This is a genomic window from Kribbella orskensis (genome assembly GCF_004342085.1).
Lineage (GTDB): Bacteria > Actinomycetota > Actinomycetes > Propionibacteriales > Kribbellaceae > Kribbella > Kribbella orskensis.
The window spans coordinates 50,263-76,305 of record NZ_SLWM01000015.1 but is presented as its reverse complement, the minus strand read 5'-3'; the positions used below and the strand labels follow the sequence as shown (position 1 = coordinate 76,305).

Sequence of the window (26,043 nt, the reverse complement as noted above, 5' to 3'; positions counted from 1 at the left end):
AGGGGGCTGGATTGACGCAGCAGAAACCACGCAGGACGACGGTCGCGGACGTCGCCCGATTGGCCGGAGTGTCGGCCATGACGGTGTCCAACGTGCTGAACGCGCCCCACCGGGTGAGCGAGCCGACCATCCGGACGGTGCGCGCCGCGATCAAGGAGCTCGGCTACACCCCGAACCACGCGGCACGGGCGTTGTCGTCCGGCCGAAGCCAGGTAATCGGCCTGCCGCTCTACCTCGAGGACGATGCGTTCAGCGACCAGCACCCTGGCCTGGGTGGCTTCCTGCACGGCTTGCTCGGCGGTCTGGTGAAGTCGGCGGCGATCTCCGGGTACGGCGTCCACGTCACCACGCCGACCGAGGGCGCGACCGAGATCGCGCTCTACGAGAGCTTGATCGCGGCCCGGCAGGTCGACGCGATCGTCGTACTGGAGACGATGCCGCAGGACGAGCGGATCGCGTTCCTCAGTCAGCGGCCGTTCCCGTTCGTCGCGTTCGGGCGGACCGGGCCGCGGCATCGGCAGTGCTGGGTCGACGTTGACAACGAGACCTCGATGGCAGGGATCGCCCGCCATCTGGCCGGGACCGGCCGGACCAGGGCCGCCTACCTCGCGACGGACAGCGCGCTGCCGTGGGTGCATCAGCGGCGGGCCGGGTTCCTGCGGGAGTTTCCGTCGCCGGCGGTGGTGGAGTCATTCAGTTCGCTCGAGCAGGTCTCGGCGTACGTCGAGGAGACCTTCGGCCGCAGTGATCGCCCGGATGTGTTCGTGGCGGACAACGACGCCTATGCCGTGGTCGCGATGCGTGCGTTGCAGCGGCACGGGGTCAAGGTCGGCCAGGACATCGCCGTCACCGGGTTCAACGACTTCCCGCTCGCCGGCATGCTCGACACCCCACTCACGACGGCGCGGATCCCGCTGCGCGACATCGCCGCGTGTCTCTTCGACCGCGCAGTGCGCGAGATCAGCGGCGACCCAGACCAGCCCGGCAGGCTCGTCACGGCACCACTAGTTGTTCGCTCGAGTGCTTGAGGGCTGCCCTCGCCAGTAGCAGCGTGGCCGTCGTACCGACGATGCCGGCGAGGCAGATCGTCAGGTTGAGGCGGAGGAACGTGCCGACGGTGAAGAGGCGGCCCCGGTACGACGGATCGACGGTGGCGCTCTGTCGCGAGCGTGGTCAGAGGTGGCGGCTGTCCTGGGCGAGCAGGTGCCGAACCGAACGGCCGCTGCTGTGCAAACGGCCTGTCATGGCCGATGTAGGAGCACATGCCGAAACAGCATGACGGGACATGAGCGCCGGCGGATAGTGCGCATTCGCTCGCATCTGCCTCCGGTCGATGGCAGCTGCTGAGGATTGTTGACCGGGTCGGGGCGCAGGGCGGACGCTGTCACTACAGCACCAAGGGGGCGGACAGTCGTGGTCGAGGTCCTAATAGCCGTCGCGAGTGCAGCAGCGCTATTAGCCGCCGTATGGATCGGTCTCCGTGTCGCCGGCCGGCTCAGAACCCACTTCGGTCACCGGCGCGATAGTTCCTTGCAGCAGACGCCGACGTCAGAGCCGCAGATCCAGCAGCCCGTGCCGACCGCCACGAACCGGTCGGTCCCGGACCGAACAGCCGAGTGCCAGGACTGCGGGGAGCGCAACCCCACCGGATCCACCTTCTGCCACCACTGCAGTGCCTATCTCGGCTGGGAGGACGGCGACGTGGAGCAGTCGAGCACATCTGCCCCACGCGATAGCGACGACGACGGCCGACTGGACGCCAGCAATGACCGGTCGGTGCCGGACCGAACAGCCGAGTGCCAGGACTGCGGGGAGCGCAACCCCACCGGATCCACCTTCTGCTACCACTGCAGTGCCTATCTCGGCTGGGAGGACGGCGACATGGTGCAGTCGAGCACATCTGCCCCACGCGATAGCGATAGCGACGTCGACCGACTGCAGATACAACTTCCGACAACCGTCGCGCAGGCAGCGGAACCGATAGGTTCGGTGGAGATTGACCCGTCCACCGTGAGCCTTGACGCGGCGGTGCGAAAGGCGCTCGGCATCGAGGTCCGCCTCGGCGCCTTAGGCATCGATGTGCCACCGCTGCGGCAAGGCCGGAGCGACATCGTGAGAGTCGTGATATCCCGCGGCCAGAAGGCCGACGGCATCATCGCTGCCCTGGTCGCCGACTCCCAGGTTCCCGCCACCGAGGTCATCAACACCTCGGCCGTCATGGTCGTCGATCTGATGGGCCGCTCGTTCCGCGTCGAGCGGCTCAACCCACCCGAAGGTGAGCAAATCGTCTCGGACACCGCGACTTGGGATTTCGACGTGCTTCCGCTGATCGCGGGCAAACAAAGCCTCACCGTGTCCGCTTCCATGCGGGTGCCTGTTCCCGGTCACGGGGAGCGGGCGGTCAGCGTCCCCTCGCTGACACGGGAGTTCACCATTCAGGTCGACCGCCTGTACGCGGGCCGCACCTTCGTGCAACGGAACTGGCAGTGGGTAGGAACCAGCGTGCTTGCCGCTGCAGCCATTGTCGCTGGGATCATCTGGCGCTGACGGAACTGTCAGGTGCCCCCAACGCCCGGATCGCGGCTATGTCAGTGTGTTGCGATAGCTACGGCCTTTGGGTGACGGAGCCTCTGCTGCGAGCCTTTCCCTCGCGCTTGCATTCCGCGGCGGTGCCCGTACAGGAGCTACGACCCGACGCCAGTGCAGGCGCGATCACGCTCGCGAGGCACCTACGGTGCTGGGATGAACGATGCCCAAAGCAACCGTCATTCTTGGGCTGACCAAGGCACCCAGGGGCGCGGAAGCCGTAGCCGCGGCCCCCGGGTCAGCCGGCGCAGGTCACGGGAGTCGAATCTGCAGGGCATCGAGCTTCTGCTGACCGGAGCGGTCGCCGTCGCCGGCACCACCGGCGCCATCGTCGCCGCCAGCCACAGCGACGCCGCTGACAGCGGCCCCTACGGCTCCGGCGTACTCGGGAACTGGCAAATCATGGGCAAAGCGATCGCCACCGAGGCCACGATCAAGACCGTGGTCGCCAGGGACGGCGTGTTCATGTTCGGCGACAGCATCGCCGTCCAGGACGGACGTTCCCTCGCCGTCCGTCTGGCCGGCCGCACTGGCGACAGCCTGGCCGTCCACAACTGGTCCGGCCGCCCCACCACCCCAGCCGTCGACGCCCTCCAGGCCTGGGCCACCAAGTACGGCATGCCGCGCCGGATCCTGATGGCCACTGGCACCAACGACGCTTTCAACCCGCCGGTCTTCGCGGCCCAGATCAACCGCACGATGAGCATCGTCGGCCCCAACCGGATCGTTGTCTGGGTCAACACCCAGATGTGCCGGACCTCCAAAGCCGCAGCGATGCAGGTCGCCGACCAGCGCAACAGCGCCTGGATCAACCTCCAACTCGCCGACGCCCAACGCAGATACCCCAACCTGCGGATCGTCCACTGGGCCGAGTACCTCGCCGCCAAACCGTCCCGCCTCATCGCCTACCTCCGCGAAGGCGTCCACACCACCGTCCCGCTCGGTCAAGACGCCCGCAACGAGCTCATCACCCAAGGCCTCGCCGCCGCAAAACTCGCCCTGCCCCAGGCAAAATCGAGTCAATGACCATGCCCGCCAATCCTGCTGATCCGCGTCCCTCCAGCCGGATCAGGTCACCATCGCGGCTGCGCGAGCTGGTCTGAGGTGGGAGCACCGAGTGGCTTCTGCGCCAACGCCGCGGCGGTTGCCTTCACCGGGAGCGACATCACCATCGATGGTGGGAGTACCTGGCGCCGGTTCGACGGCACCGACCGACCGCACATGCCTGCCAGCCTGCCACGGACACCAGCAGCCATGCCGACGGAATCACTCCCCCACTCCACGTGCCGGCGAGTACGGCTCAGGAATCGAGCCGGTCGAGATCGTCGGGAGTGAGGTCGGGTCGCAAGCGGATGAACCTCATGGAGTGGCGGACCTGGCCAGCCTGGGTGGCGGCATCGGCCGCGACTTCGGCGACGACGAGCGGCTCGACCTTGGTCAACGGCTTCTTGGAGTCCTTCCAGCCCCATCGCTGTGACGTGATCTCGTCCGGCCACGGGTGGCCCGGCTTCGCTGGGGTCAGCACCGCGCCGAGCTCGACTGACTGAGCCGGGCTGAGTGGAACGGTGCGGCCGACGATGACCAGATCGTCGCCGCGGTACAGGCCGGCGATCACCACCTCGGGCCGGGTGATCGGCCCGAGCACGCCACCGATCAAGAACTCGCGGGTGGCCCTGTGCTTCACCTTTCGTCGGGGTCTCCAGGGGCGTCGCGCACTGTCGTGTTGAGGGCGTTGATCAGTAAGGTTTTCTCACCGGGCGTCGGTGGCGCCCGAGGGGGTCACGGCTGATGGCCACCATCAGGAGGGGACATACAGCAGGCCGAGCTGCTCGAACTCGGCCAACGCCCGCCTTACGATGAGCGGGCATAGAGCGTGGTCACACGGGTGGATCGCGGGCGAGGAGCGGGCGACGAGGCACCGGCGGGGCGAATTCGTGGGGCGTGCGCGGGAGCTGGAGTTGCTGGCCGCGGGCCTACCGGAAGTCTCGCGACGTCGTGCGGGCGGCCAGGCGGTAGCCGCTGGAGGTGGTCGGCGACGAGGTTGGTGACGCCGTTGGCCCGTTCGGCGGCCGCGCACGGTGAGGGCGGCCGAGTCGCGTGCGGCTCCCCCGGGTAGCGGGCCCAGACCGTTGACCGGACTACTTCCAGGTCCGTCCGGATAGGCATCGCGCGCTCGTCCCTGTCGCGGAGGTTGGACGCGTTCGCTATCAGTTGCATCCGCATCGATCGGGGACGGCCGCGAAAGCCATGGCCACCCCCGGATGCGCTCGAGTCAGCTAGGCGAAATGATCACCTTCAGCGCCTGGTGTTCCGCCGCGTTCTTGAACACGTCGTACGCCTCGTCGATCTGGTCGAACACGAAGGTGTGGGTGCCCATCTTCTCGGCCGGAATCCGCCCGCTGGCCACCATCTTCAGCAGCGTGGGAATCGAGACTGTGTCTACCAGACCCATGCTCAGCGTGACGTTGTGGATCCACAGGTTCTGCATCGGCAGTTCCACCGGGGTGCCGTGCACGCCAACGTTGGCGATGTGGCCACCCGGACGCACCAGCGACGCCGCGGTCAGCAACGTCTCTGGATAGCCGACTGCCTCGATGGCCACATCGACACCCAGTCCGTCAGTCAAGGAGAGGACATCGGCCACCGTGTTGGGGCCAGCTTCCACCGTGTCCGTGGCACCGAAGTCCAGGGCCTTCTCCAGCCGGAACTTGTTGGAGTCGATGGCGATCACGCGGGATGCGCCCCACAGGCCGGTGGTCAGGATGGCGGACAGTCCAACCGCTCCGGAACCGACGACCGCGACGGTGTCGCCCGGCCTGACCTGACCGGCCAGCACGCCCACCTCGTATCCGGTGGGCAACGAGTCCGCCAGGAAGATCGCCTGCTCGTTGCTCACCCCGTCGGGTACCAGGTACAGGGAGGTGTCAGCGTAGGGCACCCGCACGAACTCGGCCTGCGTGCCGTCGATCAGGTGACCGAAGATCCAACCGATGCCACCGACGGTCTGGCAGTGCGAGGGCATGCTGCGCGTGCAGTACTCGCAGCGTCCACACTTGGTGATTGCCGGAACGAGGACGCGGTCCCCGACATGGAAGCCCTTGATCGCCTCACCGACCTCGGTCACCGTGCCCACAGCCTCGTGCCCAAGGATCCGTCCCTCGGTGACGGCGGCTACGTCCCCTTGGAGAATGTGCAGGTCGGTGCCGCAAATCGTGGTCGTGTCCACCTTCACCACGACGTCGGTGGCTTCCTGGATCGTCGCGTCGGGAACGTCCTCCCACGCCTTCTTGCCCGGACCGTGATATACAAGCGCCTTCATCGCTACCTCCATGGTCGTCGCGCACTGTCCGGGGGGCCCGGCCCAAGAATCGACATGCGCCTGTCTGACGGTACTGAGACTGAGCATGGTCTGGCCCAAGAGTCGCAAAATGAGACGATCGAGTCCGCCGGCACGCAGATGACGGGCTGATCCCATAGCCATCTGCCGGCAAGGATCCAACGCACCTGGCGACGAACCAGCGCAGAACAAGAAACCGGCCCCGTCCGACAACCTCAACGCCAAGCGTGTCAGCGGAAGTCGCGGGAGGTGGTTTTGGCGGCCAGGGGTAGGCGTTCCAGTTTGTCGGCGACGAGGTTGGTGGCGCCGGACGAGCGTTCTAGGCGGCCGCGGATGATCATCGCGCTGGATTCGCGGGCGACCCGGCGGTAGCGGTTCCAGACGGTTGACCGGACTAACTATCGACACGCCCCGGTGGAACGGGTGTCGCGTTCACCCCGGCGGTAGGACTTGTCCCACAGTCGGTTCGAGGGAGGCTTGCGTGGAAGCGGTCGGCGAACCAGAGCGGGATCTGGGGTCTATTCGGCTTCCCAGGTGGGGACGGGTCGTTGCGGCGGACGAGATCGTGCCCTGGATGGTGATCGATTCGGCCGGCCAGTCGGTGGCGCCGATCAGGCAGTTCTTGCGGGATTTTGTGGCGCAGGGCAATCGCCCTGCCAGCGCCCGACACCCAGGGTCTGAAGAAGGTCGTCAAGGCCAGACAGGCAAAGATGCACCAACGCGTCCGCGAACGCCTCCCTCAACTCCCGGCCTGGCCGACAGCGCCGAGCAGAGACGATCGGATCACGCCGTCCTACTCGCCTTGGCACACAGCGCAGAAGTCGGCGAGAGCTCAACGGTGGACGATGGGGCTATGGCGAACTGGGGATCCCTGCGGGCACTGGCCGACGAGGGGAACGAGAAGGCGTTGGACAAGCTTTGCGGATCTGGCGGAGGAGCGTGGCGACGTCGACGCACTGAATGAGCTGTTGGACGAGGGCTGCGAGCGGGCGGGCGAGCACCCGACTCGGCGGGCAGTAGCGGCGAGTGACCTGCTGGAACTGCAGCGGATCCGGGATGCCGGGTACGACGAGGCGGGGGACGAGCTGGATCGGCTGCTCGACTAGATCCTGCGGCGCCGCCGTACTGGGGCGAAGGCAGCTCGTCACGGTTGGAAGCGGTAGCCCATGCCGGGTTCGGTGAGGAGGTGTCTGGGGCGGGAGGGATCGGGCTCGAGCTTGCGCCGCAGTTGTGCGATGTAGACGCGCAGGTAGTTGGTCTCGGTCTCGTAGGACGGTCCCCACACCTCGTTGAGCAGGTGTCGCTGGCTGAGGAGCTTGTTGGGGTTGCGGACCAGGATCTCGAGCAGGTGCCATTCTGTCGGTGTCAGCCGGACCTCGCCTTCGTCGGTGGTCAGCCGTTTGGCGGCGAGATCGATGGTGAACGCGTCCGTACGGATGATCGGGGCGGTGTCGGCCGGGGTTGCGCGGCGCAGCGCGGAGCGGATGCGGGCGAGTAGTTCGTCCATGCCGAAGGGCTTGGTGACGTAGTCGTCGGCGCCGGCGTCGAGCGCGGTCACCTTCTCCGCCTGTGCGCCGCGTGCAGACAGCACCAGGATCGGCGCCGATGACCAGCCGCGCAGGGCGTGCACGACCTCGACGCCGTCCATGTCGGGCAGCCCGAGGTCCAGGATCACAAGGTCCGGTGGAAACCGGGCCGCGACGGACAGCGCGCTTGCTCCGTCGGGGGCGACGTCGACGTCGTACTGCCGGGCGCGCAGATTGATCCTGAGAGCCCGCAGCAACTGCGCGTCGTCCTCGACAACCAGTACCCGGCTCATGTTGCCACCGGCAATGAAAGGGCCATGGTGAGTCCGCCACCGGGCGTGTCCGAGGGCGTGATGCTGCCGCCCATCGCCTCGGTGAAGCCGCGGGCCAAGGCCAGTCCGAGGCCGACTCCACCCGCGGATCGGTCGTCGAGCCGCTGGAACGGCGCGAACATTCGGTCCCGGTCCTTGGCTGCGACGCCAGGGCCTGAGTCGACGATGCGCAGCAGAACCGATCCTGGTGCTTCGACCGACCCGTGCACGTGGACCGCGGTGCCGCGCGGTGAGTAGCGGCGCGCATTGTCTACCAGATTGGCGATGACACGCTCGAGCAGTCCGGGATCGATCAGCGCAAGGGGCAGATCATCGGGTACGTCGACCTGCACACCGTCGCCGTGGAGGTGGATCAGTGCCCTGGCGACGACCTCGTCGAGGGCGGTCGCGACGAGGTGGACCGAAACTGCACCGGCCTGCAGGCGGCTCATCGCCAGCAGGTTGGAGATCAGATCGTCGAGCCGGTCGGCGGACTCCTCGATGGTCTCGTACAGCTCGGCCCGCTCCGCCTCCGTCCAGGCGACGTCCTTCTGCCGCAGCGTGGACGCGGCCGCCTTGATTCCGGCCAGCGGCGTGCGCAGATCGTGGCCGACCGCGGCGAGCAGTGCGGTGCGCAGCCGGTCGATCTCTGCCAGTCCGCGGGCCTCGCCGGCGAGCTGCTGGGTGTCCCAAGCTCGTGCCGCGGCGATGGCTAACCTGTTCAGCAGGCCGCGGTCCTCGGCGAACAGTTCGGGGCCTTCAGCAACGAGGCGGAGGCCTGGCCCGGCTGCGGCGGTGATGGTGGGATGGCCGTGCAGAGGCGGGCCGACGATCGCGCCGATCTCGTCGTGCTCGCCGCGCCGTACCAGCAACGCCACCGACGTCATCGCGAACGTGTCGCGCACCTGTTCCAGGACGCCTTTCAGCGATCGTTCCGTCACAGGCTGTGCGGCGAGGTCGGAGAGCATCTGCGCCTCCATGCGGCTTCGGACGGCAGCCACTCGTCGTCGTGCGGCGAGGTCCACCGTGACGCTGACCGTGAGCGCGACGAGCACGAACACGATCAGCGCGACCACGCTGTCGCGCTGTTCCACGAAGAGCGTGTGAAAGGGCGGGGTGAAGAAGTAGTTGGCCAGCAGGACCGACAGGACAGCGGCGACAATGGCCGGCAGGATGCCACCGATGACGGCGACGAGGACGACCGCGAGCAGGTACAGCAGTAGCACGCTTTCGAGGGACAGCTGCGAGCGCAGTTCGACGAGGACGGTAGTGACGATCGGTAGCCCGACAACGCCTGCTGCGAGTCCGGCTGATCGCCGTACCGGGGACAAACCGGTCGCCAGGCGCGGCAACGCTCTCCGACCACCAGCGGAGTCTGTACTGTCCCTCTGCGCCACATTGCTTAGCGTGACACAGCAGACTTCGGGGTGTCGCTCGCCAGGTCACCCCCAGCGGACACCACCTGAGCATTCCCTTCCGAACGCCCTTGCACAGCCCCGGAGGAGCCCATCTGCCATGGAACGTTGGTGACCATCACGCCCGGCTGGAACAGCAGCCGTGCTTTGAGTCGCAGTGCGCTCTGATTGTGCAGTAGCTGCTCCCACCAATGACCTACGACGTACTCGGGGATGAAGACGCACACCACGTCGCGAGGGCTCTTCGTGCCGATGTCTTTGACATAGGCAAGCACCGGTCCGGTGATGTCGCGGTACGGCGAGTTGAGGATCTTGAGCGGAACCGGGATTTGCCGCTCATCCCACTCCCGGACCAGGGCCTCGGTCTCGTCAGGGTCCTGGTCCACGGTCACCGCCGTCAGGGTGGTCGGGCGGGTAGCGCGGGCGAAGGCCAGGGCGCGCAGGGTGGGCTCGTGCAGCTTCGACACCAGGACGACGCCATGGATCCGTGCCGGCAGCGTCACCCCGCCCGGCCTCGGCCTGGTCTCGATCGCGATCCGGTCGTAGTGGCGCTGGATCCCGCGCATCAGCAGGTACAGCGACGGCATCGCGATCACCACGATGTACGCCCCGTGGGTGAACTTGGTGACGAGTACGACGATCAGCACCAGGCCGGTGACGACCGCACCGACGCCGTTGATGAGCCGGGCGCGGTGCATCGATCGCCGGGCGGCCCTGCTCGGTGCGAGGCTGCCGTCGGATGGCCTGAGCCGGGTCGTCCAGTGCCGGATCATGCCCCACTGGCTGAGCGTGAAGGACACGAATACACCGATGATGTACAGCTGGATCAACCGCGTCGTACTCGCGTCGAACGCCCAGATCAACAGGCCGGCCAGCGCGGCGAGGATGACGATGCCGTTGCTGAACACGAGCCGGTCCCCGCGCCGGTGCAACTGCCGCGGCAGGTAGCCGTCGCCGCCCAGGATCGACGCGAGGATCGGGAACCCGTTGAACGCGGTGTTCGCCGCAAGCACCAGGATCGCCGCAGTGAACACCTGGACGACGTAGAACAAGATCGAGTCGCTGCCGAACACAGCCGCACCCAGCTGGGCGATCACTGTCCGCTGGGAGTAGTCGTCGGGCGCACCGATCAGCCGGGTGGTGTCGTCCACGACATGCACGTGGGTGGCGAGCGCGAGCGCGGTGAGCCCGGCGAACATGGTGATGGTCAGCCCGCCCATGATCGCCAGCGTGTTGGCCGCGTTGTCGCTCTTGGGCTTCTTGAAGTTCGGTACACCGTTGCTCACCGCCTCGACGCCGGTCAGCGCGGTACAGCCGGAGGCGAACGCCCGCAGCACAAGGGCTACCAGCAGCAGCCCAGTCGCCTGGTGATCCGGCCGGATTCCATACGACGCCGACTCCGCCGCCGGAGTATCACCGCCGGCCATCCGGGCCAGGCCCATTGCGATCATGATGAAGACGCTGATCACGAAGCCGTATGTCGGGATCGCGAATATCGTGCCCGACTCACGGACGCCGCGCAGGTTCAGCAACGCCAGTACGGCGACCAGCCCGATCGACACCGAGACCGCGTGTGGCACCAGTGCCGGGAAGGCCGACACGATGTTCGCGACGCCCGCGGCGACTGACACCGCGACAGTCAGCACATAGTCCACCAGGAGCGCGCTCGCCGCGATCAGCGAAGCGTCTCGGCCGAGGTTCGCGCCGGCCACCGCGTAGGCGCCACCACCGTTCGGATAAGCGTGACAGGTCTGCCGGTACGACGCGACGACCACGAGCAGCAGCACGATGACTGCCCCGGCCACCCACCAGGTCAGATGGAACAACGCCAGCCCGCCGAGGCTGAGCATCAACAGGATCTCTTCGGTCGCGTAGGCGTTCGACGACAGCGGGTCACTGCAGAAGACCGGCAAGGCGAGCTTCTTGGGCAGCAGTTGCTCGCTGCTCAGCGCGCTGCGGATCGGGCGACCCACCAGAAGACGCTTGGGCACCTGAAGGATCCGACTACTCACAACCCCAAGCCAACCCGACCGGGTGCGACGGAGTTCCTGTCTTGACGCCTTTCTAACACCAGGGCCACCGATCTTGACGCTGCCTTGACGGCCTGTCGCAGGTCGTCAGCCACGTGGACCCAGGGGCGGTTGGAGCGGTTGGGTTCGGCGCGGCGGAGGACTTCGCGGGTGACTGGTGGTACGTCGCCCTCGCCGGAGTTCAAGTAGCGGAATAGGAAGTGGAACAGGTTGGTCTTGTAGTGACGCCTGCCGCGGGCGTCCTTCTTCGGCATCGGGATTACCCCCGCCTTGCCGAGCGCGCTGGCTTCCAGACCAGCTCGTCGTGCGTGCGAGCGCGGAGGTGTTGGTCGTCCGTTCACCGGAACAGAAGCTTCACCGTCAGCGGCTTCCCGTCCAGCTTCTCCCACGGTCGACGCCGTCGAAGGCTTCGTCGAGCCACATCATCCAGGGCCCGGTGCCGGATTGGCCGTACCTCGCAAGCGAGGCCGCGATGAATGGCTGGAGCAGGGTGACGACCTTGGCGCCCCCGGGCAGCACGAGTGATCGCCTCGGTCGAGCGGGCGCCAGTTACCGCTGGTGACGTCGTCTTCGTGCCGGATCGATAACAAGTACCGTGAAAGGGTGCGACTGCGGCTACTGCTGTGGATGACCGTGCTTCTCGGCACGGCCGCCTGCGGCGGTGCCGAGAACGGGAAGGAGCCTGCCGTGACCGCACCCTCCAGCATCACCGTGACCAGTCCGGCATTCCGCGACGGCGAGACGATCCCGCGCAAGTACACCTGCGACGGCGAGGGTGTGCCGCCACCGCTGGCCTGGAAGGACATCCCGGCGAACGCCGGAGCCCTGGCCCTGGTCGTCGACGACCCTGACGCACCCCGGGGCACCTTCACCCACTGGGTCGTGCTCGACCTCGAAGCAACAGCCGCCTCACTGGCAGAAGGCGGGGTGCCGCCGGGCGTGAAGCAGGCGAAGAACTCGGGCGGCAAGACCGGGTACTACGGTCCCTGCCCGCCGAGCGGAACGCACCACTATCGCTTCACCGTCTATGCGTTGTCCGGACCGACAGGCCTCCTGGACGGCGCCGGCCTCGACGATGCCCTGAAGGCGATCGACGCCAAGACCATCGCCCGCGGCCGTCTCACCGCCCAGTACTCCCGCTGACCTGATGTGACCCAGATCACAGGTCACGAGCCATTGACCTTCTGACTACGTAGACAGAATCTGACTGCGTAGTCAGAAGCAGTCAGAACACACCCGAGGTGATGGTCATGACCGTGGCGAAACGGGCTTCCGAGGGCGGTCATGCGCGCCGCCGTCCGGGGAGCACGGACGTCGCCCGGCTCGCGGGCGTCTCGCAGAAGACCGTGTCGCGTGTCCTGAACGGCGAGCCGTACGTCAAGGAGGAGGTCCGGCTCCGGGTCCAGGCCGCGATGCGGGAGCTCGGGTACCGCCGCAACGACGCCGCCCGCGCGCTGAACTCCGGCCGCACCCACCGGATCGGAGTCGTGTGCCTCGGTACGGCGCTGTTCGGTCCGGCGACGCAGTTGGTGGCGATCGAACGCGCCCTCCGCACCACCGGCTACTCGGTCAGCATCGTCAACACCCTCGAAGGCGACACCGTCGCCGACGCGATCGAGCACCTGCTCGTGCAGGGAGTGGACGGCATCATCCTGTCCGAACCGATCGACGAGGGCGACGCCCAGCCGATCGACGTCGACATCCCGGTACTCAGTTTCGGCCGGCTCCCGGGTCTCAGCGCGAAGCCGAGCCTGGACACCGGCGGCGACAACGTCGGCGCCGGCCGGGCCGCGACCGAACATCTGCTCGGTCTCGGGCACCGGACGGTCTGGCACGTCGCCGGCCCGCAACGCTGGTGGGCCGCCCGGGACCGGCTGGCGGGCTGGCGACAGGCCTTGGCCGACGCCGGCGTCCCGGAACCCCCTGTACTGGAAGGTGATTGGCTCCCGGCGTCCGGCTACGCAGCCGGTCGGGAGCTGGCTGCCGACGATGACGTCACCGCGATCTTCGTCGCCAACGACGACATGGCCATCGGTGTACTGCGCGCGCTCACCGAGGCCGGCCGATCGGTCCCCGATGACGTCAGCATCGTCGGATTCGACGACATCCCGACGGCGGCGTTCCTGACGCCGTCACTCACCACCGTCCCGCAGGACTTCGACGTCCACGTCGCCCGCGGGATCGCGAACCTCGTCAAGGAGATCGAGTCGCCCACCGGCGACCGGTCTCCCACACCGGAGCCACCGCCGCTCCGGCTGGTCATCCGCCGCTCGACCGCTGCTCCGCGTGGGCGGAGCCGCACCCACCGCTGAACGCACGTCCGCCCTGACGGGCGGTCCGCACCTGCCGGCCGAGGCCGCGACCCCGGGCGAAGCTCTGCTCAGATCCCAAGGAGTTGTTCCACGTGTCTCGTTTCCAACGCACATCCCTGCGGCGGCGAGTTGCGCTCGCCGCGGCGCTCGTCCTCAGCGGCAGTCTCGCCCTGGCCGCCTGCGGCGGTGGCGGCGACGGCTCCGGCGGTCAGCCCGCGGCGGCCAAGACCGTCAGCCAGGCAGACATCGACAAGGCCATGTCCACGCCCACCGAGCTGACATTCTGGACCTGGGTGCCGAACATCCAGAAGGAAGTCGACCTGTTCCAGAAGAAGTACCCCGCGATCAAGGTGAAGGTGGTCAACGCCGGCCAGGGAACCCCGCAGTACACCAAGCTGCGCACCGCCTTGAAGGCCGGCACCGGCTTCCCGGACGCCGTCCAGATCGAGTTCCAGTACATCCCGACGTTCTCGATCACCAAGAGCCTGATGGACCTGCGCCCGTACGGCGGCGAGGCGCTGAAGGACAAGTTCGTGCCGTGGACCTGGCAGCAGGTGGTCGGCTCCGACGGCCAGGTCTGGGCGATCCCGCAGGACAGCGGGCCGATGGGGATGCTGTACCGCAAGGACATCTTCGACAAGTACGGCATCGCCGTACCGAAGACCTGGGACGAGTTCGCCGCGGCGGCCCGGAAGTTGCACTCCGCAGATCCCAAGGTCTTCATGACGAACCTCGCGCAGAGCCAGGCCGGGGTGTGGTTCGGCCTGCTCTGGCAGGCGGGCGTGAAGCCGTTCGAGAATACCGGGGCCGACTCGGTCAAGATCGATCTGAACGGTGCGGAGTCCAAGAAGCTCGCCGACTACTGGAGCGGCCTGATCAAGGACGGCGCGATCTCGGCCGATGCCGACTTCAACGACCAGTGGTACCAGGCGCTGAACCGTGGCAAGTACGCCACCTGGCTCACCGCCGCGTGGGGCCCGGTCTTCCTCGAAGGCAGCGCGAAGGCGACCAGCGGCAAGTGGCGTGCGGCACCGCTCCCCCAATGGGATGCGGGCAAGAACGTCTCCGGCAACTGGGGCGGTTCGACGACAGCGGTCGTGCAGGGGACGAAGAACCCGATCGCGGCGGCGAAGCTGGCCGAATTCATCAATACCGATCCCGAGTCGACGAAGATGTTCGCGACCCAGCAGTTCCTCTTCCCGGTGACGAAGGCCCTGCTGGCCGACACCTCGTTCGTCGACCGCCCGCTGCCCTTCTACGGCGGCCAGACGGTGAACAAGCTGTTCGCCGGGATCAGCGACACCGTGGACACGAAGTTCCAGTGGCCGCCGTTCCTGGATCAGGCCTACAGCGACTGGGGCGAGACCGTCGGTAAGTCGTTCGCGAACAAGAGCGACACCAGCGCCGCACTCGACCAGTGGCAGGAGCGGACTACGACGTACGCGGAGAACCAGGGCTTCAAGGTCGGGCAATGAGCATCAACACCGCCGATCGGCTCGGGGCGCGGGCGCCGAGCCGTAGTGAGGTTCGTCGGCGGGGGCGTGGCGTGAGCCACGCCCGCACCGGCTACCTCTTCGTCGCGCCGTTCATGCTGGTGTTCCTGGGCCTGCTGGTGTTGCCACTGGCGTATGCGGCGTACCTGAGCCTGTTCCAGGAGCGGTTGATCGGCGGCACGGTGTTCTCCGGGCTCGGCAACTACACGCGGGCCCTGACCGATCCCCGGCTGCTGGCAGGCATGGGCCGGGTCGCGCTGTTCTGCCTGATCCAGGTGCCGATCATGCTGGCGATCGCGTTGCTGGCGGCGCTGGCCATCGACAGCGGGCTGCTGCGAATGGCGAAGACCTTCCGGCTCGCCATCTTCCTGCCGTACGCGGTCCCGAGTGTGGTCGCCACGCTGATGTGGGGCTACCTCTACGGCCAGGATTTCGGTCCGTTCGCCCAACTCGCCGGCAAGTTGAGCCTGCCGGCACCGAAGTTCCTCAGCAGCGACTGGATGCTCGGCTCCATCGCGAACATCGTCACCTGGGAGTTCACCGGCTACAACATGATCATCCTGTACGCCGCTCTCCGGGCCGTGCCGCACGACCTCTACGAGGCCGCCGCGGTGGACGGCGCCGGAGCGATCCGGACCGCGTGGAGCATCAAGATCCCGGCACTCCGGCCGGCACTGCTGGTTTGCCTGATCTTCTCGGTCATCGGCAGCTTCCAGTTGTTCAACGAACCTCAGTTGATGCAGCGCCTGGCCCCCAGCGTCATCGACAGCGCCTACACGCCGAATCTCTACGCCTACACCCTCGCCTTCACCGGCCAGGAGGTGAACTACGCCGCGGCGGTCTCGTTCTTCCTCGGCACCGTGATAGTCGTCGCGTCGTACGCCGTTCTGTTCGTCACGTCCCGGAGGAGCCGGTCATGAGAGAGCGACGCAGCAACGTGCTCACCCTCGGCATGGTGGCGTTACTGATCTACTTCCTGTTGCCGTTGTTCTGGTTGTTCGTCGCATCGACGAAGACGGTGGGCGACCTGTTCTCGAGCTTCGGCCTGTGGTTCGCGAGCGACTTCTCGCTGCTGTCCAACATTCGCGAGACCGTGACGAACGGCGGATGGGTGTTCTCCCGCTGGATGGGCAACACGATCTTCTACTCGGTGGTCAGTGCGGGCGGGGCCGCGTTCCTCTGCGCGCTCGGCGGTTACGGCTTCGCGAAGTACCGGTTCCGGGGGAACGGCGCGATGTTCGGGCTGGTGCTCGGCGCGATCATGGTGCCGACCACGGCGCTCGCCATCCCGACGTACCTGCTGTTCAGCAAGGCGAGTCTGGTGAACACGCCGTGGGCGATCATCCTGCCGTCGCTGGTCAGCCCGTTCGGCCTGTTCCTGATGCGCATCTATGCGCAGGACGCGGTTCCGGACGGGATCATCGAGGCCGCCCGGATCGACGGCGCGGGCGAGTTCCGGATCTTCTTCCAGGTCGCGCTCCGGATGCTTGCCCCAGGCATCGTCACGGTGGTGCTGTTCACGCTGGTCGCGACCTGGAACAACTACTTCCTGCCGCTGATCATGCTCAACAACCCTGATCTGTACCCGATCACGCTGGGGCTCGCGCAGTGGTCGTCGCAGGCCAGCGCCGGTGGCGGCACGACCGGAGCCGTCCTGTCCTTGGTGATCACCGGATCGTTCCTGTCCGTGATCCCGCTGATCGCCGCCTTCCTGCTGCTGCAGCGGTACTGGCAGTCCGGACTGTCCACAGGCAGCGTCAAGGGCTAGTTCTCCCTTCTACCATTGGAGAAGTTGTGCACGAACGCGTGCTCTTCGGAGGTGCGTACTACCACGAGTACCAACCGCAGGATCGTCTCGAGCAGGATCTCGATCAGATGGCCGCGGCCCACTTCTCGGTGATCCGGGTGGGTGAGTCGGTCTGGTCCACCTGGGAGCCGGAGAACGGGCGCTTCGAGCTGGACTGGTTGCAACCCGTCCTCGACGGTGCCCACGAACGTGACATCGCGGTCCTGCTCGGCACCCCGACGTACGCCGTACCGCCGTGGCTGGCGCGGCTCTACCCGGAGATCACCGGTGAGCGGAGGACGGGTCAGCGCATCGGCTGGGGCGCGCGACAGGAGGTCGACTTCACCCATCCCGGCTTCCGGTTCCACGCCGAGCGGGTGATCCGCAGGATCGCCGAGCGGTACGCCGGTCATCCGGCGGTGATCGGGTTCCAGGTCGACAACGAGCCCGGGAACGAGTTGCTGCACAACCGCGGGGTGTTCCAGCGGTTCGTGGACAGCCTGCGGCACAGGTACGGCGACGTGCAGACGCTGAACGACGAGTGGGGACTCGTGTACTGGTCCCACCGGCTGTCGGACTGGGCCGATCTGTGGACGCCCGACGGCAACGTGCAGCCGCAGTACGACGTGGCATGGCGGCAGTTCCAGGCAGACCAGACCACTGAGTTCATCGGCTGGCAGGCCGACATCGTCCGCGAGTACGCACGGCCGGACCAGTTCGTCACGACCTGCATCGCGTACGAGCGTCCGGCACTCGCCGACGACGAGCTGGTACGGCGTCTCGACGTGACCACCGGAAACGCCTATTACGCGACGCAGGAGGGACTCTCGCACCCACAGGCCGGTCCAGCTCAACAGGGCTGGACCACCAGCGGCACGTGGGCGCTCTACCTCAGCGCGGACCGGATGTACTCGTCACAGCAGCGCCCGTTCCTCGTGACCGAGACCAATGCACAGTCCATCGGCTATCCGTGGAACAACCGTCCCGCGTACGACGGTCAGTGGCGGCAGGCAGCGTGGGCGCTCGTGTCGCGTGGGGCCAGCATGATCGAGTATTGGCACTGGCACACATTGCACTTCGGCGCGGAGACCTACTGGGGCGGAGTCCTCCCCCACAGCGGCCGGCCTGGCCGTACCTACCGGGAGATCGCGCGACTCGGCGCCGAATTAGAGGCAGCGGGATCAGTGGTGGCAGGTCTCACCCCGGACAGCGACGTGACGATGCTCTACTCGATGCCGAGCAAGTGGCTGATGCAGAAGTACCCGGCGCTCGCGCACGAGGACGGCAGCCCGGACGAACGCTCGTACAACGGGTTCTTCGATCCCTTCTACCGTGGAGCTTTCGACGCCGGCCTACAGGTACGCATCGTGCACGCGAGCCAGTTCACCGGCTCGGTCGAGAATCAGCCGGTTCTCGTCGTACCGGCGCTCTATCTGGCCAACAACGAACTGCTGGACCAACTGGTCGCGTACGCCGAGGCAGGCGGTCACCTCGTCGTCGGGCCGCGGACCGGATACGCGGACCGCGAGGCGCGCGCCCGCACCGACATCCAGCCCGCCAGACTCGCCACCGCAGCAGGCGTCTGGTACGACGAGTACAGCAACCTGAGCGTGAATCTCAGTGTCCGCGGCAGCGAGACCGGCGGCCTGGAACTCGGCGACGACGCGGCGGCCACCCGTTGGGTCGACGGACTTCAGCTCGACGGAGCCGATGTGCTGGCGGGCTACGACCACCCACACTTCGCGCAGTGGCCGGCGATAACCACCCGGGCACACGGCTCCGGCCGGATCACCTACGTGGGTACAGTTCCGAACCCCGCGCTGGCGGCTGCTCTGTTCCGGTGGATCCGGCCGGTGTCCTTGACTGATCTGCCGAGCAGTGTGACAGTCACGTCCGCGACCGCAGCGGACGGCCGGCGGGTTCGGTTCGTCCACAACTGGTCGTGGGACGACCACAGCCTCGACCTGCCCGCTCCCGTTCACGACGTGCTCTCGGACGAACCGGTGAACGGGAAGCTCGAGCTCGGACCGTGGGACGTGCGAGTGCTCGTCGAATCGGATCAGTAGCCGTATCCGCCGCCGTCACCGCAACTACTGCTACTGCTGCTACTTGGTGACGGCGCGGCCGCGGTGGTGGTCGCGGCGTGCCAGGTGAAGGCGACCCCGGAGAACTCTCCTGGAGGTTGTTGCCCATCTGAACGGCCATACTGCCGATGCCGCCGGCAGCAGCATGCACCAGCAGTGTCTCTCCGCTCTTCAGCCCGACCTCCTGCAACGCGGTGTGCGCTGTCTGTCCAGCTCCAGACAAACCGCCCGCTTCCGGCCAATCCAGGACCTTCGGCTTGAGGACGAGTTGGCCGACGTGCACCACGGCGTGCTGCGCGAAAGCCGCGCGCGTGACCCACCCCAAAACCTCGTCACCGACACCGACTCCAGTCACGCCGTCACCCACGGCCTCCACCACGCCGGCCAGCTCGTTGCCCAGCTGCTGAGGAAATTGCGCGGGAAGGAACGCCGCCATCTCACCGCTGCGGAAGTAGTTGTCGAACGGCTGGATACCCGCAGCCTTGACGCGGACCAGCACCTGCCGCGGAAACCTATGTCGTGATCGCCGGGAACCCAATAGGGCGATCACGACACAAGACAGGTATGCGGTGACAATTCCTGCCGCACTGTCCGCGTCGTGATGAGTAGGGGGCTTGTGAATTCACTGTCCGGCAAGAAGGTGCATCGTTGGACGCAGTGCTTGCGGTTGGCGGAACGGTGATCTTCCTTCGCCCGGCTGAATGAAACTCCTCGGCATTTCGAAACCCGTGGAGACATCCGGCCGCTGACGGGACGGATCTGATAGCCGTCGATTGTTCGGTCGACGGCTGCTCACGCACGTTTTTGTGCGCCAAAACGACCTGAGGCGCTTCAGCCTGCCCATTTCCAGCTGAGTCGCGCCCGTCTGGGGTGGAATTGTGAGGAAGCGGAAGACGGCTTGGCGACACGGCCGGTTGATCTGCGGGGTGGTGGTGTTCGCCGTCGTCACCGTGTTCGCGGCGACCGGGGTGGCGAACCACGGCATCCGGGACCTGTTGCAGGCGAGGGCGCAAGTGACCGGTACCTACACCTGCCCGGGTTACAGCAGCATCGACAACATCAACCCGGTCACGGACCTGATGAAGGACACCTACACGTGGGGCAACTTCGGGCCAGTCAAGGTGGGTGACGGCAACGGCGACATCGACTGGCGGCTCAACCCGCACAAGAACCCGAGTTGGTACATGTGGTTGCACTCGCTGCGGTGGCTCGGGCTCGGCATCAGCGCCGGCAGCAGGGGTGACAGGGCGGCGCTGGCCCACGTGACCGCGATCGTGAAGGACTGGGTGCACGACAACCCGTACTCCTGGAAGAAGGACGTCGGCGCCTACGAGTCCACCATGCACCGCACGAACGTGCTGATCTGCACCCGGCAGGCGATCCTGTCCGGGCTCGGGGTGCCCACCCTGCCGGCCGGCTACTCCTGGCTCGACAAGGCGCTGGTCGAGCATGCGAAGTTCCTGATCAAGAACTACAGTGGAGACGGGAACCACGGCACGGACGAGGCCCTGGCGCTGTTCGGTGTCGGGTGCACGCTGAACCGGCCGTCCTACCTTCGCACCGCGGAGGGCCGGCTGACGAACGCGATCAAGACGGCGATCGACAGCCAGGGCTCCACCAACGAGCAGTCCACCGCCTACGCGCAGTTCAACTACACGCTCTGGGGCCGGGCCGAAGCGGTCCTGAAGCAGTGTGGCGCCGATCCCGGTACGACGATCAGCAAACGCCGGGCCCTGATGGCGAGCTGGCTCGCGCTCGCCACCAACTCGCTCGGCCGGCTGCACCAGATCGGCGACTCCGAGGCCGTCAAGACGATGTCGGACCCCGGCACCCCGCTCGAGTACGCCGCCTAGCTCGGGACCAAGGGAGTCGCGCCGACCCAGCGGATCGGTATCTTCGACGCCGGCTACGTGTTCGGCCGGACCGGCTGGGGACAGACCCGCCCGTTCACGCAGGAGTCGACTTACAGCATCCGCTTCGGGCCTGCCCGCGAGAAGCACGGGCACAACGACCACATGGCGATCACATACACCTCGCGGGGACGCGAGATCCTCGTTGACGGCGGTCACGCGGGCTACCAGACCGACAAGTGGCGGGCCTGGGCCAGAAGCCAGGCCGCGCACAACTCACTGACCACGCCGACGACGCCGGACCGGAACTTCGCCACCACGCTGAAGCACGGTCATGCATCGATCCCTTCGTTTGCGAGTCGTTCGAGTTCTTCCTTCGCCGTACGCCGGTGCCTCGCGTGCCTTGGCAGCGGCGGTGTTGGCGAGCAATGCGTCACCGATGGTTCGCCAGCCGGTGGCGGCATAGGTGAAGTCGCCGACGATGAGCGTGGTTTCGACGTCGTCGGTGTGGTCGGCCGTCCGGTGCCGTTCACGCCTCCACTCGGCGCGGGCCTCTCGCAGTGCCTTGAGAGTCGTGAAGTATTGCCGGGACTTGGTGGAGAAGTGACCGCCGAAGCCCAGCATGTGCGCCCAGCGTTGCAGTCGCCGGTACGACAGCCGCCCGGAGTTCTTGGCCGCTTCCTCGAGGTCGAGATCCGATCCGGGTCGACCGAGTCGCCAGCAGGCGTCGACCAATCGGCCGGCGTGTGTCTGCCTGGTGGCGTAGCGGCGGACGGTGGCATTGGTCAGCCGAGCGGACGAGTGCCCGGTGGCCTCAGCGGCTTTGGTGGCGTACTTGGCGAGGTACCCGGCGACCGCGGTTTCGGTGATGACGCCGTCGACGGCTTGGCGGACGGGGCGTACGTCGAGTTGGCTGCCCCACTCGATGAGCCAGCCGTCCGGGTTGTCCGGGTGGGGCAGGGACCGGGACCTGGTCGCTTCGACGGCTGTCCGGATCGCGTGGTGCGGGAGTGCGTGATCGGCGGACAGGTGCGGGACGGCCAACTGGTCGGGCTGGAAGGCGTCGATACCGTCGAGTCGGACGAGGGCATGGAAGTGGGCGACGCCGCGTGCCTGCATTTCGGCGACCTTGCCGTAGGACAGCTTGATCTGTACGCCGTGGCGTTTGCCCCAGCGGCGGAGAGTGTCCTTGGCGCGGTCCATGGTGCGGCGCCACAGCTCGCCTGACAGGGCGTTCCAGACGACCTGGTGGTCGTGGTCGTAACAGTCCAGGCACAACGGCGTACCGAGGACCTTCTCGCCGTCGTGGTGGGTTTGGTGGCAACGCAGGTCGATGCCGTGCGGGCAATACTCCGGTTTGCGCCGCGGTCGGCAGATCTGGTTGCGGAGTTGCCCGTCGTATCCTCGGGCCTTGCGGGCGGAGTGGACCGGGCCGAAGGAGGGTGCGGTGAAGGTGACGAACGCGCACGGGTGCTGTTGAACGGTGGCGGGGATGCCCTTGCCGCCGGTGAGGCCGGCCAGGATGAGTTGGTAGGTATCGCCCCGGTAGACCTCGGCGCAGGACGGGCAGACAGCTGCGCGGCGGTTGCCGCAGGCCTTGTAGATGGCCCCATCGGGCATGTCGTCGGTGTGGCGGGTGGAGATGATCCGGCCGGTGCTGGTGACGGTCATGAAAGGCCTCCTTTCGTGCCGCGGATTCCGTTTCCGGCCACCGGGGTACCGGTAAACCGGCTGGCATCGTTCCCGAACCCACATACGGAGCCAGTCGGGCTGACCTCGCGCCTCCCCCCAAAGGCCGGGGTCAGCCGCATGCTTGAGCCGGTTTTGACGGTTACGTGTCAGGCGGTGCGGGCCGGGGCGGGTTCGAGTTCTGGGGTGCCGAACAGGTGGTAGCCGCAGCCGATGCAGTAGCGGCCGATGGTGGTCTCGCCGAGGACGACAGCGGTGTAGTCGTCGCCGGGTTCGAGGACGGTGGGGCACCAGTCGTGGTCGCCGAGGTGTTCGGCGGCGACCCGGTATTCAGGTCAGTTCGAACTCGCGCTCAACTGGCCCGTGCTCGAATGAGGACTCGGTGGTCGACGCCTCGAATCCCTGTGGCTTGCGTCGCAGTTGGCGGGTCGTGCTGCGCGCCGGCTTGTCTTGTACGGTGTCGTCCCACAGACCTGCTGACCGCGCTAGCTGAGCGCCCGCCGAGTCAATCGCCTCGTCCAGCAGGCCGATCAATCTCGCGATGGACCAAACAAGCCGCTGTTCAACCGGATCGGGCGCTAAGTCGTCCGATGGGCAGTCGCCGTCGACACGCTTCTTGTCGTCCATTGAGTCGAACACGGTGCGCCGGTCCCCGTCTACCCGTTGACCGGTACGCCGGGATTGCTGCTGGCACCAGCTCGCTTCGGCCGCTAGCGACGATGTCGTCTCACAGGCGAGTCGCGAGGCTGGTTCTGTGCGAAACGAAAGGAGCACTCAATGAGCATCCCGGCGATCAAGACCTGGTTCATCACCGGAACTTCGCGTGGCTTCGGCCGCGAATGGGCGATCGCGGCGCTCGAACGCGGCGACAACGTGGCGGCGACCGCCCGCGACATCGCCAGCCTCGACGACCTGGCGGCCAAGTACGGCGATGCGATCCTGCCCATCCGGCTGGACGTCACCGACCGCGACGCGGACTTCGCCGCTGTGAAGCAGGCATACGAGCACTTCGGACGGCTCGACGTCGTTGTGAACAACGCCGGGTACGGCCAGTTCGGCATGGTCGAGGAGATCAGTGAACGGGAGATCCGCGCGCAGCTGGAGACGAACCTGCTCGGCGCACTGTGGGTCACCCAGGCCGCTTTGCCGTACCTACGTGAACAGCACAGCGGGCACATCCTGCAAGTTTCGTCGATCGGCGGGATCTCGGCGTTCATGAACACCGGCGCATACCACGCTTCGAAGTGGGCCTTGGAAGGCATGAGCCAGAGCGTCGCTCAGGAGGTCGCGGTCTTCGGCGTCAAGGTCACGCTGATCGAGCCGAGTGGCTACTCGACGGACTGGGCCGGATCGTCGGCCAAGCGCGCGACACCATTGCCCGCCTACGAACACGTCCGCCAGCAGGCGGTGGAGGCGCGCTCCCAGCGCTTCACGACGTACGGCGACCCGTCCGCGACGCGTGACGCCATTCTTCAACTTGTCGACAGCCCCAAGCCACCACTTCGCCTGTTCCTCGGCGAGGCGCCGTTCGGCATCGCGGCAGCGGACTACGAGTCCCGGCTGGCTTCCTGGCGCGAGTGGCAGCCGGTGGCCGCCGCCGCTCAGGGCAGGGCCGAGTAGAAGGGGACAGCTGTGGCGGGACCATGCTCGACTGCGTGACCATTGCTACGCCGATCCGTTGCCCAGCCGACCCGGCTTTTCTCAAGGATGACGCCACGTGTCCAGAGGCGGCCGAGAAACCATGGCCTGCCATCCACGTCATGAAGGCGGGTGTGCGGTGGGTTACTCGATGATGCGCGAGGCAACGACCCGGCCGGTCTGGCTGAGGGTCTGGCAGTCTGCTCAGCAGGCGTCGGCAATGCGGACCGTCGTAGCGATGCAGAAGGCCGTCGAGATGCACATCGCCGAGAAGGCCGGCGTCACACTGACGATCCGGCAACTTCGCGATGCGGCGGTCTACACCGTGACGTACGACGAGGAGAACGACCGTGAGCTCCACGAGGTGTTCGCACCGTTCGGCATCACGTATCAGCCGGCCGAGGCGCCTCGGTGACCCGCTGCCCTCAGCTGGTTCTCTTTTCGCCGGCCGGTTGATCGGCCCCCCACAAAGGAGGCGTCATGATGCTTCTGCTCATCGGCCGTTCGGTCGCCGCGTTCGGCGGGGTCGCGCTCGTGCTCACGGTGGCGGCCAGTGTCATCGGCAAGCTGATTGTGCCTCGTCCGGTCAGGGGCTGGCTCGCCCGCTGGGTGGACGGGAGCCTCAACGGCGCGTTCTCGTTGGCGACCGGCATCATCACCGACTACCAACGCCGCGACCGGGTGCTGGCGGGTCAAGCAGCGGCAATTCTGCTTGGGCAGTTGGCCGCCTGGCTGGGGCTGTCCTGCATTGGATATGGTCTCCTGCTATGGCCGTTCGTCGACGGCCTGGCTCCCGCTTTCACCGCCGCCGGGTCCGCTCTGTTCACCCTGGGATTCGCGGAGCCGGACGGCGCCGTACCATCTGCGATCGTGTTCGCCGCGGCGGCGACCGGACTGGCGATCGTCACCCTGCAGATCGCCTACCTGCCGACCCTGTACGCAGCGTTCAACCGAAGGGAGACCGAGGTGGCGCTGCTGAATGCGCGGGCCGGCGTACCCACTTGGGGTCCTGAACTGCTGGCCCGCACCCACTACGCACTTGGATCAGGAGTCTCGACGATCGACACGCTCCCTGACCTGTACACGCGGTGGGAGCGCTGGGCCGCCGACGTCACAGAAAGCCACACCACGTATCTGCCGCTCGTCCGCTTCCGCTCACCCAGGCCACTGTCGTCCTGGGTGACGGCACTACTGGCCGTGCTGGACTCCGCCGCGCTGTTTCTGGCGCTCGCCCCGAAGTCCGCGCCGGTCGTACCGGCCCGCCTCTGCCTGCGCGCCGGGTTCCTCTGCTTCCGGCGGATCGCGCAGACGATGGGGATCCGGCTCCCCGATGAGCCCGACCCGACCGGCCGGATCAGCCTCAGCTATCAGGAGTTCCTCGACGCCGTGACCCGGATGCGAGCAGTCGACTTTCCGATCGAGCGCGACCCAGCCGACGCCTGGCCGGACTTCGTCGGCTGGCGGGTCACCTACGAAGAGGCCGCCTACGCGGTAGCCGCCGCGGTCGACGCCGTACCGGCCCTCTGGTCGGGCCCACGGCGGCACCACGGGCCCGCCATCGCTCCCATCCGCCCACCACGAGGACGCCCGCGCCCATAGGTCCGCACCGTAGCGGGCAATCCTCGCGGGACGTTGTCCGGCGTAGCCGGCAGGGGAGCCTCGACACGTGGTGCGGGATCGGTGAGGGCCCAAGCGCCGTGAGGCGACCTGGTGGTTGGGCCGGCTTCGCGGGCGGACGCACCCTCGGAGGCCAGCCGCGCGGCCGGCCAGAAGACGCTCCAGCGGATCTACTCGCGGACCGACGACCGCGACCACGCGGGCGACGCCGAACGGCTCAATCTGAGACCGCTACCGGCTACCCAGATGTCGGGTTGGGCGCCTGCCGCAATGACTGACCAGACCGTTCCACGTCATAGTGAAGAGCAACCCCAGCCGATCGCGCCAGTCGGACCGCTTGCCGCCTTGGGGGAGTTTCCGCACTGCCCT

General features: G+C 67.0%; 21 protein-coding genes and 2 pseudogenes. 15 read left to right on the top strand and 8 right to left on the bottom strand.

All coding sequences use genetic code 11. The features are described from left to right. Positions 1 to 11: 11 nt before the first annotated feature. The 3 genes from EV644_RS30655 (at position 12) to EV644_RS30645 (ending at position 3,612) form a co-directional block, all read left to right on the top strand. Positions 12 to 1,028: a LacI family DNA-binding transcriptional regulator gene (locus tag EV644_RS30655; protein ID WP_255511370.1), complete on the top strand. Its 1,017-nt coding sequence runs from the start codon at positions 12 to 14 to the stop codon at positions 1,026 to 1,028. 502 nt (positions 1,029 to 1,530) lie between these two features. Continuing rightward, entirely contained in the window at positions 1,531 to 2,547 is a 1,017-nt protein-coding gene (locus tag EV644_RS30650) for a double zinc ribbon domain-containing protein (protein WP_132192495.1), read from the top strand. Between the two features lie 195 nt (positions 2,548 to 2,742). Next, entirely contained in the window at positions 2,743 to 3,612 is an 870-nt protein-coding gene (locus EV644_RS30645; RefSeq protein WP_241999014.1) for an SGNH/GDSL hydrolase family protein, read from the top strand. A gap of 274 nt (positions 3,613 to 3,886) precedes the next feature. On the opposite strand, the gene EV644_RS30640 is transcribed toward EV644_RS30645, so the two are convergent. Together EV644_RS30640 and EV644_RS30635 are read right to left on the bottom strand one after the other, a co-directional pair. Continuing rightward, positions 3,887 to 4,270, bottom strand: a complete 384-nt coding sequence (locus EV644_RS30640; protein ID WP_132192493.1) for a hypothetical protein — start codon at positions 4,268 to 4,270, stop codon at positions 3,887 to 3,889. Positions 4,271 to 4,858: 588 nt separating this feature from the next. Continuing rightward, positions 4,859 to 5,905 (bottom strand): zinc-dependent alcohol dehydrogenase family protein, encoded by a 1,047-nt coding sequence (locus EV644_RS30635; RefSeq protein ID WP_132192491.1) that lies wholly within the window; start codon positions 5,903 to 5,905, stop codon positions 4,859 to 4,861. 986 nt (positions 5,906 to 6,891) lie between these two features. Between EV644_RS30635 and EV644_RS46670 the strand changes: the two genes are divergently transcribed. Then, a complete protein-coding gene (locus EV644_RS46670) occupies positions 6,892 to 7,029 on the top strand; it encodes a hypothetical protein (protein ID WP_241999012.1) in 138 nt (45 codons plus the stop codon). Between the two features lie 38 nt (positions 7,030 to 7,067). On the opposite strand, the gene EV644_RS30625 is transcribed toward EV644_RS46670, so the two are convergent. From EV644_RS30625 to EV644_RS30615, 3 genes are read right to left on the bottom strand one after another with little or no spacing between them, the layout of a single operon-like run. Next, positions 7,068 to 7,742 carry a response regulator gene (locus EV644_RS30625; RefSeq protein WP_132192489.1) on the bottom strand — a complete coding sequence of 225 codons (675 nt, stop codon included), beginning with the start codon at positions 7,740 to 7,742 and terminating at the stop codon, positions 7,068 to 7,070. Beyond that, complete coding sequence (locus EV644_RS30620) at positions 7,739 to 9,157, bottom strand: sensor histidine kinase (protein ID WP_132192487.1); 1,419 nt, start codon at positions 9,155 to 9,157, stop codon at positions 7,739 to 7,741. The genes EV644_RS30625 and EV644_RS30620 overlap by 4 nt, the downstream gene beginning before the upstream one ends. A gap of 5 nt (positions 9,158 to 9,162) precedes the next feature. Then, complete coding sequence (locus tag EV644_RS30615) at positions 9,163 to 11,166, bottom strand: APC family permease (RefSeq protein WP_241999010.1); 2,004 nt, start codon at positions 11,164 to 11,166, stop codon at positions 9,163 to 9,165. Positions 11,167 to 11,808: 642 nt separating this feature from the next. Here EV644_RS30615 and EV644_RS30605 point away from each other — a divergent pair. The 6 genes from EV644_RS30605 to EV644_RS30580 all read left to right on the top strand — a co-directional run bounded on the left by EV644_RS30605 (position 11,809) and on the right by EV644_RS30580 (position 18,862). After that, positions 11,809 to 12,348 (top strand): YbhB/YbcL family Raf kinase inhibitor-like protein, encoded by a 540-nt coding sequence (locus EV644_RS30605; protein WP_199240082.1) that lies wholly within the window; start codon positions 11,809 to 11,811, stop codon positions 12,346 to 12,348. Positions 12,349 to 12,455: 107 nt separating this feature from the next. Next, positions 12,456 to 13,517, top strand: a complete 1,062-nt coding sequence (locus EV644_RS30600) for a LacI family DNA-binding transcriptional regulator (protein ID WP_132192483.1) — start codon at positions 12,456 to 12,458, stop codon at positions 13,515 to 13,517. 92 nt (positions 13,518 to 13,609) lie between these two features. Then, positions 13,610 to 14,992: an ABC transporter substrate-binding protein gene (locus EV644_RS30595; RefSeq protein ID WP_199240081.1), complete on the top strand. Its 1,383-nt coding sequence runs from the start codon at positions 13,610 to 13,612 to the stop codon at positions 14,990 to 14,992. Beyond that, positions 14,989 to 15,930, top strand: a complete 942-nt coding sequence (locus EV644_RS30590) for a carbohydrate ABC transporter permease (protein ID WP_132192481.1) — start codon at positions 14,989 to 14,991, stop codon at positions 15,928 to 15,930. The genes EV644_RS30595 and EV644_RS30590 overlap by 4 nt, the downstream gene beginning before the upstream one ends. Further along, positions 15,927 to 16,778 (top strand): carbohydrate ABC transporter permease, encoded by an 852-nt coding sequence (locus EV644_RS30585; RefSeq protein WP_199240080.1) that lies wholly within the window; start codon positions 15,927 to 15,929, stop codon positions 16,776 to 16,778. The genes EV644_RS30590 and EV644_RS30585 overlap by 4 nt, the downstream gene beginning before the upstream one ends. A 26-nt stretch (positions 16,779 to 16,804) precedes the next feature. Continuing rightward, positions 16,805 to 18,862 carry a beta-galactosidase gene (locus EV644_RS30580; protein WP_199240079.1) on the top strand — a complete coding sequence of 686 codons (2,058 nt, stop codon included), beginning with the start codon at positions 16,805 to 16,807 and terminating at the stop codon, positions 18,860 to 18,862. Positions 18,863 to 19,256: 394 nt separating this feature from the next. Here the strand turns inward: EV644_RS30580 and EV644_RS47900 are convergent. After that, positions 19,257 to 19,379 (bottom strand): annotated as a pseudogene (locus EV644_RS47900) (NADP-dependent oxidoreductase); the annotation flags it as partial. A gap of 379 nt (positions 19,380 to 19,758) precedes the next feature. On the opposite strand from EV644_RS47900, the gene EV644_RS46665 reads away from it, so the two are divergent. Together EV644_RS46665 and EV644_RS46660 are read left to right on the top strand one after the other, a co-directional pair. Next, entirely contained in the window at positions 19,759 to 20,733 is a 975-nt protein-coding gene (locus tag EV644_RS46665; RefSeq protein WP_241999008.1) for a heparinase II/III family protein, read from the top strand. A 162-nt stretch (positions 20,734 to 20,895) separates the two neighbouring features. Beyond that, positions 20,896 to 20,958 (top strand): annotated as a pseudogene (locus EV644_RS46660) (hypothetical protein); the annotation flags it as partial. 48 nt (positions 20,959 to 21,006) lie between these two features. Here EV644_RS46660 and EV644_RS46655 read toward each other — a convergent pair. Further along, positions 21,007 to 22,401: a replication initiator gene (locus tag EV644_RS46655; protein WP_241999030.1), complete on the bottom strand. Its 1,395-nt coding sequence runs from the start codon at positions 22,399 to 22,401 to the stop codon at positions 21,007 to 21,009. 348 nt (positions 22,402 to 22,749) lie between these two features. Continuing rightward, positions 22,750 to 23,046: a hypothetical protein gene (locus EV644_RS30565; protein ID WP_132192479.1), complete on the bottom strand. Its 297-nt coding sequence runs from the start codon at positions 23,044 to 23,046 to the stop codon at positions 22,750 to 22,752. A 150-nt stretch (positions 23,047 to 23,196) separates the two neighbouring features. Here EV644_RS30565 and EV644_RS30560 point away from each other — a divergent pair, with 150 nt between their 5' ends. From EV644_RS30560 to EV644_RS30550, 3 genes are all read left to right on the top strand, one after another. Continuing rightward, on the top strand, positions 23,197 to 24,039 hold the full coding sequence (locus EV644_RS30560; protein WP_132192477.1) for an SDR family oxidoreductase: 843 nt from the start codon (positions 23,197 to 23,199) through the stop codon (positions 24,037 to 24,039). 157 nt (positions 24,040 to 24,196) lie between these two features. Further along, entirely contained in the window at positions 24,197 to 24,472 is a 276-nt protein-coding gene (locus EV644_RS30555; protein WP_132192475.1) for a hypothetical protein, read from the top strand. A 65-nt stretch (positions 24,473 to 24,537) separates the two neighbouring features. After that, positions 24,538 to 25,656 (top strand): hypothetical protein, encoded by a 1,119-nt coding sequence (locus tag EV644_RS30550; protein WP_199240078.1) that lies wholly within the window; start codon positions 24,538 to 24,540, stop codon positions 25,654 to 25,656. The last annotated feature ends 387 nt before the right edge of the window (positions 25,657 to 26,043 follow it).

What these genes read in the sequence shown, in the direction of transcription:
- EV644_RS30645 (WP_241999014.1), top strand. Translation starts at nt 2,743, where the DNA reads ATGAACGATGCCCAAAGCAACCGTCATTCTTGGGCTGACCAAGGCACC.
- EV644_RS30635 (WP_132192491.1), bottom strand. Translation starts at nt 5,905, where the DNA reads ATGAAGGCGCTTGTATATCACGGTCCGGGCAAGAAGGCGTGGGAGGAC.
- EV644_RS30625 (WP_132192489.1), bottom strand. Translation starts at nt 7,742, where the DNA reads ATGAGCCGGGTACTGGTTGTCGAGGACGACGCGCAGTTGCTGCGGGCT.
- EV644_RS30600 (WP_132192483.1), top strand. Translation starts at nt 12,456, where the DNA reads ATGACCGTGGCGAAACGGGCTTCCGAGGGCGGTCATGCGCGCCGCCGT.
- EV644_RS30590 (WP_132192481.1), top strand. Translation starts at nt 14,989, where the DNA reads ATGAGCATCAACACCGCCGATCGGCTCGGGGCGCGGGCGCCGAGCCGT.
- EV644_RS30585 (WP_199240080.1), top strand. Translation starts at nt 15,927, where the DNA reads ATGAGAGAGCGACGCAGCAACGTGCTCACCCTCGGCATGGTGGCGTTA.
- EV644_RS46655 (WP_241999030.1), bottom strand. Translation starts at nt 22,401, where the DNA reads ATGACCGTCACCAGCACCGGCCGGATCATCTCCACCCGCCACACCGAC.
- EV644_RS30565 (WP_132192479.1), bottom strand. Translation starts at nt 23,046, where the DNA reads ATGGACGACAAGAAGCGTGTCGACGGCGACTGCCCATCGGACGACTTA.
- EV644_RS30560 (WP_132192477.1), top strand. Translation starts at nt 23,197, where the DNA reads ATGAGCATCCCGGCGATCAAGACCTGGTTCATCACCGGAACTTCGCGT.
- EV644_RS30550 (WP_199240078.1), top strand. Translation starts at nt 24,538, where the DNA reads ATGATGCTTCTGCTCATCGGCCGTTCGGTCGCCGCGTTCGGCGGGGTC.